This window comes from Okeania sp. SIO2B9 (assembly GCF_010672505.1).
Lineage (GTDB): Bacteria > Cyanobacteriota > Cyanobacteriia > Cyanobacteriales > Microcoleaceae > Okeania > Okeania hirsuta.
Genome location: NZ_JAAHGK010000271.1, coordinates 1 through 6,901, shown reverse-complemented (window position 1 = coordinate 6,901; position 6,901 = coordinate 1). Strand labels below are relative to the sequence as shown.

Genomic DNA, 6,901 nt, shown 5'->3' with positions numbered 1-6,901 from the left:
GATCAAATCCATCCTTAATCAAGCGCTCCTTAAAGCTGTCACTGAGTGTCAGAGTCATATTTCGTTCGCCCAAACGACTGAATACTTCTCGCAGCATAATTTCTGCAATTTCTTTCACCTCATCCTTATTCAACTGACGGAAGACAATAATTTCATCCAGTCGGTTGAGAAATTCTGGGCGGAAATACTGCTTGAGTTCCTCATTGACTAAATTGCGGATACGGTTATATTGAGCTTCTTCTTTATCCTCAGCAAACTCAAAACCTAAACCACCGCCACCTTTCTCGATGACCTTAGAACCAATATTAGAAGTCATAATGATTAAGGTATTTTTAAAGCTGACTACCCGTCCTTTAGCATCAGTGAGACGACCATCCTCCAAGACTTGCAACAAGAGATTAAATACATCTGGATGAGCTTTTTCAATCTCATCAAATAGTACCACGGTATAAGGGCGACGACGAACTGCTTCTGTAAGTTGGCCACCTTCGTCATAACCAACAAATCCTGGAGGTGAACCAATTAATTTAGAAACTGTATGACGTTCCATGTATTCTGACATATCTAGTCGAATCATGGCTTCCTCAGAACCAAAGAAATAAGCAGCTAAGGCTTTTGTTAGTTCTGTCTTACCAACACCAGTTGGACCGGAGAAGATGAAACTAGCAATGGGTCGGTTGGGGTTCTTCAGACCAACACGAGCACGACGCAAAGCACGAGATACTGCTTTAACAGCATCTTCTTGACCAATGAGACGTTGGTGCAGAGTGTCTTCCATGTGTAGTAGTTTCTCAGATTCAGATTCTGTCAACTTACTCACAGGTACTCCAGTCCAAGATGCCACAATATGAGCAATATCGTCTTCTGTCACCACAGGAGTAACTTTGGCTGTTTCTTCTTGTTTATCGGTATCGCTCTGTTCAATTTGTGCTTGAATTTCTAGTTCGCGATCGCGCAATTGACTAGCTTGCTCAAAGTCTTGTGCGCGAATAGCTTCTTCTTTATCTTTTGTCACTTTTGAGATTTCTCGCCTCATATCTTTCAACTCTGGTGAAAGCATAGAGTTTTTGACCCTAACACGAGACCCTGCTTCGTCTATCAAATCAATTGCTTTGTCTGGTAAGAAGCGATCGCTAATATATTGGTCTGATAGTTTAGCTGCTGCGGTCAAAGCTTCATCAGAAATTATCAACTTGTGGTGTTGTTCGTAAGCAGAACGTACCCCATAAAGAATTTCAATTGTTTCCTCCACAGTAGGTTCGCCCACTTTTACAGGTTGGAAACGACGTTCGAGAGCAGCATCCCGTTCAATATGCTTGCGATATTCATCCAGAGTAGTTGCCCCAATACATTGTACCTCGCCTCTGGCCAAAGCAGGTTTGAGAATATTAGCAGCATCCATACTACCTTCTATGGCACCAGCACCCACAACAGTATGAATTTCATCAATTACTAGGATAATATTGCCATTAGAGCGGACTTCATCCATAATCTTTTTCAGTCGTTCCTCAAATTCTCCTCGGAACCTGGTACCAGCAATTAAGGAACCGATATTTAGACTCACCACCTGTTTATTTTGTAGAAGATCCGGAACATCTTGGTTAACGATACGTTGAGCTAATCCCTCAGCGATCGCTGTTTTTCCGACCCCTGGTTCGCCAAGAAGGACAGGATTATTTTTTGTCCTCCGGCCTAAAATTTGAATCATCCGTTCAATTTCTTTTTCCCGGCCCACGACTGGGTCGATTTTACCCTCTGCTGCTAATTTCGTCAGGTCTGTACCAAATTCTTCTAGAGTTACAGCTTTCTTATTGCCAGAATTAGAGCTTCCAGGAGAAACTGCAGCAACTTCTCCAAGGGAGCGAATTATCTGAGTCCGAATTTTGCTTCTATCAACTCCCAAATTGTCCAATACTTTAGCCGCGACTCCTTCAGAATCTTGGAGCAATGCCAGTAGCAAATGTTCTGTACCGATATAGTTATGGTCTAGTTTTCTTGCTTCTTCTAAGGATACTTCCAACATCCGTTTTACCCTGGGAGTAAAAGGAATTTCTGCCGGAGTAAACCCAGAACCACGACCAATTATTTGTTCTACTTCATTCCGAGCATCTTTGAGATTTACATCATATTCCTTGAGAACTTTTGCCGCAATACCTGTACCTTCACTAATCAAACCCAGGAGGATTTGCTCTGTACCCACAAAGTTATGTCCAAGGCGACGGGCTTCTTCCTGGGCCAACATAATCACTTTGATTGATTGTTCTGTAAAGCGTTCAAACATGGTTACTTTTCCTTACATATTATAGTTACAGGGGATATGTCCCTCCTGTAGTTTAATTGTTACCTAGTTTTAAACCACAATTAGGCCATAAATAGAAACTAATGTAAATTTTTGTTTACTGTAACTAATTTAGCGTCGTAAAAGTAGGAGTGCCTAGTGAGGAGAGCCGTAACCGAAAATTAACTGAGGATCAAGAGGCCAAAAGTAGCTAGTCTTTTTTTGAAATATTTTCTTAATAGTACCACTTGGGAAAAAAGTTGACACACATTGACATAATATCTGGCGTTCAGGTATGCAGGTATAGAGATTCTCCTGAAACTAGGATTCTTGGTTCACAGAAAAATTGTATCCTTTGAAATCTCGTATAATATTATCCTTTTCTCAAGCCGTTATAGGGACATTCCATGGAACATCCCTAAATTTTTATCTACAGGACTTACGCAAAAGACGAATTTTTGATTTTTTAATATTAATTTAACTACATAATAATCATTGATTATTTACTGGAAAAATTAAAATATTTAATTTGCACAAATACTGAAAATTTTTAGCAGTTTAAAGTTATGTTAATTTATAATTAGACTAACCAAAAAATCCCTGAAAACAGACAGCATTTCCTATCAACACATTACCTTGCTTAACTTGAAAACAAATATTTTCAGGAAACTTTTCTATAGCATTTTGCCAACGCACCAAAGCCAAATTCCAATCTGCCAAACTATGAGTTAATCTCGCATAACCCTCATAACCTTGAGGTTGATTTGGAAACTTTTCTATTAACCTTTTAAAAACTGCCTCAGCCTCATCAAACCGAGATAAATTTATCAACATATTACCTTTTTGAACTTGGAAAACGATATTTTCAGGAAACTTTTCTATAGCATTTTGCCAACGCACCAAAGCCAAATTCCAATTTCCCCAACTATGAGCAACTCTGGCATAATCCTCATAACCTTTTGGTAACTATGGATAATTTTTTTTAGTTGTTGAAATACCCTTTATGCTTCCTCAAATTTACTTAAAGTAATTAAATTATTGCCACAAGTACGATAAATAGGCATCGGTTGTTGGGGGTTAATAGTTAATGAATCAAATTACTATTTCTCCATACGCAATAGTCAATAAAATTCGATATACTCAACTGAAACTTAACAAATAAATAGAATTAGCAAACTTATTCCCACTCGATAATTTAAGGATTCAAAAAATCTAAATGATTCCCATGTTTTGCCCGTAAAGAAGCGGTAGAACCTTGCAACTCTAACTTACCATTATTCAATAAAACAATCCATTCAGCCCGACTAATTACCTTTGGTCTATGACTAATAAAAATTGTTGTTTTACCCCGTCGATGCAACAATAAATTCTCCAAAACTTCCGCCTCACTCACAGGGTCTAAACCAGAAGTTGATTCATCCAAAATTAATACAGCAGGGTCATTAACCATAGCTCTTGCTATTGCCAAACGTTGCCTTTGTCCGCCAGAAATATTTGCTCCAAATTCTCCTAAAACTGTTTGATACTTATCAGGTAAACGACTAATAAATTCATTTGCTCCAGAAATTTGACACGCTTTAACGATTTGTTCAAAAGTTACTCCAGGCACTGCTAGTTGAAAATTTTCAATAATCGAACGACTCCAAAAATGAGCATCTTGAGGAACTAATACTACCTGTTTTCTAAAAGAATCTATATCTAAATCTTGCAGATTATAAATCCCAACCTGAATATTACCAGACTGCACCGGATACAAACCAGCAATTAATTTTGCCAAGGTACTTTTACCACAACCAGATTCACCAATTAAAGCGATAGATTTACCACCAGTAAATTTCACAGAAAAATTTTCTAATAAATCAATTCTACCAGCGTAGTGAAAACTAATATTGGAACAAATAATATCGGCTTTAGGACTAATTTTCGCATCGGGTTTTTGATGATTTTTATCTACTTCTGGTGGATAATCAATTACTTCAGAAAGTCGTTTCGTAGCAGTCTGAACTCTGGTCAATTCATCCATCAATCCTACCAAAGTAGTAACCAAAGTTGACACATATTGATTCATAGTAATAAAAGCCAATAATTGACCAATACTTAATTGTTCGGCGATGACTAAATTACTGCCAAACCATAATAGAAAAATATTCGCAATATTACTAACTAAACCTGAAAAAGTATCATTCACAATCCCAATTTGAGTAGTTCTAAAACTCAAGTTAGCCAACTTACCAAACCTGCCTTGAAATTCCTCCCAAAATTGAGGAGAGCTGGAGGTAGTTTTCAGAGTCATTGCTCCCTTGAAAGTCTCTACTAAGACACCCTGATTTTCTGCCTCCAAAGCAAATAAACTTCTAGTTTTTTGCTGCAATATCGGCAATAAAGCAATAGTTGATAAAGTCATAATTACCGCCATAAAAACAGCAACTATACTCAGGGAAAAACTGTAAATACACATCACAGTCAAAGAAACCAAAGCAATAAAAAATTGACTGGGCAAACTGACAATTACTTGAGAAACCAACTGATTAATTTCTTTAATATCCGTCAACCTACTAACAATTTCACCACTGCGTCTCGTCTCATAATACTTCAATGGTAAACTCAAAATTTTTCGCCCAAATTCCATCACCAACCCCAATTCCAAACGTTGGGCAAAATGAGCAATCATATTAGATTGAACTAATTCCAAACAACTGCTAAAAACATTCATCACAATCACAGCAATTACCACACTGGTAAGTAACTGAAAATCTCCCCTAACTAGCACATCATCAGTCAGAATTTGTACCAAAAAAGGAGAAGCAATAGAAAGCAAACCCAAGACAATATTCAGCAGAAAAACTTGAATAATAATTTGCCGATAATACCAAACTCGTCTGAGCAATCTGCTAATATTACTGACTTTTTCATCAGCTTCAGAAAAGAAGCGTTTTGCATCTGGTTCTACTAATAAACAAACCCAATCTCCCCAGGCTTCAGCTAATTCTTTTTTTGATAAAAAACGAACTCCAAGAGCGGGGTCAGCAATAATATATTTATCTCCTTGTTTGCCATACAAAACCACCCAATGATAGCCTTGCCAATGAATAATTGCGGGTAAAGGGGCACTTTCAATTTGGTCTAAAATTCCTGGATTTGCTTTGACAGACCTAGCATTAAAACCAATACTATCTGCACCTTGTTTTAAACCTAATAATGTAGTTCCTTGTTGATTAGTACCGATAGTTTCTCTAATACGATTTATTGTTAAATTACGACCATGATATTTAGCAATAGAAGCCAAACAAGCTGCCCCACAATCTTCTTCACTTTGCTGTAGAATTAACGGATATTTATTAACATTATTTATTTCGCGATCGCTAGATGCTTTTGGTAATATTGGTACTGGTACTATATCTAACATAATAATTTGAATTTTTAAATTAAAAATAACGTAAGCATTCAGCGGTCAGCTATTAGCTATCAGCTTTATTAGTTTTAAGGGAGCAAAAAGTAATTGAGAGACTTCAAATAATTAAAAGTATGGGTAAAAGTCCATTAGTCAACCTTAATAGTCTATCAAACCACATAGTTCATTAAAAAGCTGTTTGCGTAGCATTCCGCAGGAAATGCTTACAAAATAACTATACTGATGATTTATTTCACCCCAAATAACTACTTCTGTTGACTAGGGAGTAAATCAGAAAAAAACACCCATAAAATTATGGATGCCTCATTTAATTAAATATCAATCTAAAGTTATAATTTCACCATTACTGAATAATTAATAATTAAATAATTCTGGTTGGTAATTATCAATTATCAATTATCCATTATCAATTAATGAAATAGCTTTTAGTAGCAGCCACGACCACGATATCCACCATAACCATAGCCATAGCTACTACGACGGTAACCATAGCTTACAGAGCGACTGTATCCATATCCATCATTGTAGTAGCGAGGGCGACCGTAGCCATAATATACAGAGCGACCGCGACCGTAACCATCACAACCACAACCACCATTAATAGTAGCAGATTCTTCAGTGGAAATATCGGAAAATAGTTCGTTGTTTTGAGTGTCTTGCATGATTTTTTTTCTCAGAGTTAATTAGATCGACAAGCTAGTATAAATTTATGTTCATTTATTTAACTATCTTGTGATGTATAGTCTATTCTTCTTGAAGTGAAATGCAGCTTCAGGATACTTTTTTAATTTCTGTATATTAGTTTTTGTTGGACTACAGTTTGTTTGCTATTGTAGGTGAGAAAATAATCCTAAAATTAAAATAAATAAAATTTTGTAAATTTTCTGGATAACAATGTTGGAATCAATAAATTCAATTACTAAGCCATAGAAGTAGGTTGGGTTGAGGAACGTTAGCGGAGCTTATCCGTTAGGATAAACCCAACATAATGTGTTTTTGTAGGATTTCACTTTTTTGTACTCAACCTACTTGTTATCTTATTATCTTGATTTTTGTAGGATTTCACTCCGTTCTACCTAACCTACTTGCTTGTTATCTTATTATCTTGGTTTTTGTTGGGTTGCGCTGCCGCTTAACCCAACCTACAATTTATTCTCTACCAATATTGCTGTCAAAAGTAAGTCTTTCTGAAGAACCCCACATTTTGTCAA

Annotated in this window: 4 protein-coding genes; all 4 read right to left on the bottom strand. The window is 36.5% G+C overall.

What is annotated here, in order from left to right:
* Positions 1-2,281: ATP-dependent Clp protease ATP-binding subunit (locus F6K13_RS11845; protein ID WP_287287448.1), on the bottom strand; the 2,281-nt coding region annotated here is incomplete at its 3' end.
* Positions 2,282-2,863: 582 nt separating this feature from the next.
* On the bottom strand, positions 2,864-3,187 hold the full coding sequence (locus F6K13_RS11840; protein WP_124146627.1) for a M48 family metallopeptidase: 324 nt from the start codon (positions 3,185-3,187) through the stop codon (positions 2,864-2,866).
* A gap of 286 nt (positions 3,188-3,473) precedes the next feature.
* Complete coding sequence (locus tag F6K13_RS11835) at positions 3,474-5,684, bottom strand: peptidase domain-containing ABC transporter (RefSeq protein ID WP_124146626.1); 2,211 nt, start codon at positions 5,682-5,684, stop codon at positions 3,474-3,476.
* A 431-nt stretch (positions 5,685-6,115) separates the two neighbouring features.
* Positions 6,116-6,352: a hypothetical protein gene (locus F6K13_RS11830; protein WP_124146625.1), complete on the bottom strand. Its 237-nt coding sequence runs from the start codon at positions 6,350-6,352 to the stop codon at positions 6,116-6,118.
* Positions 6,353-6,901: the final 549 nt, after the last annotated feature.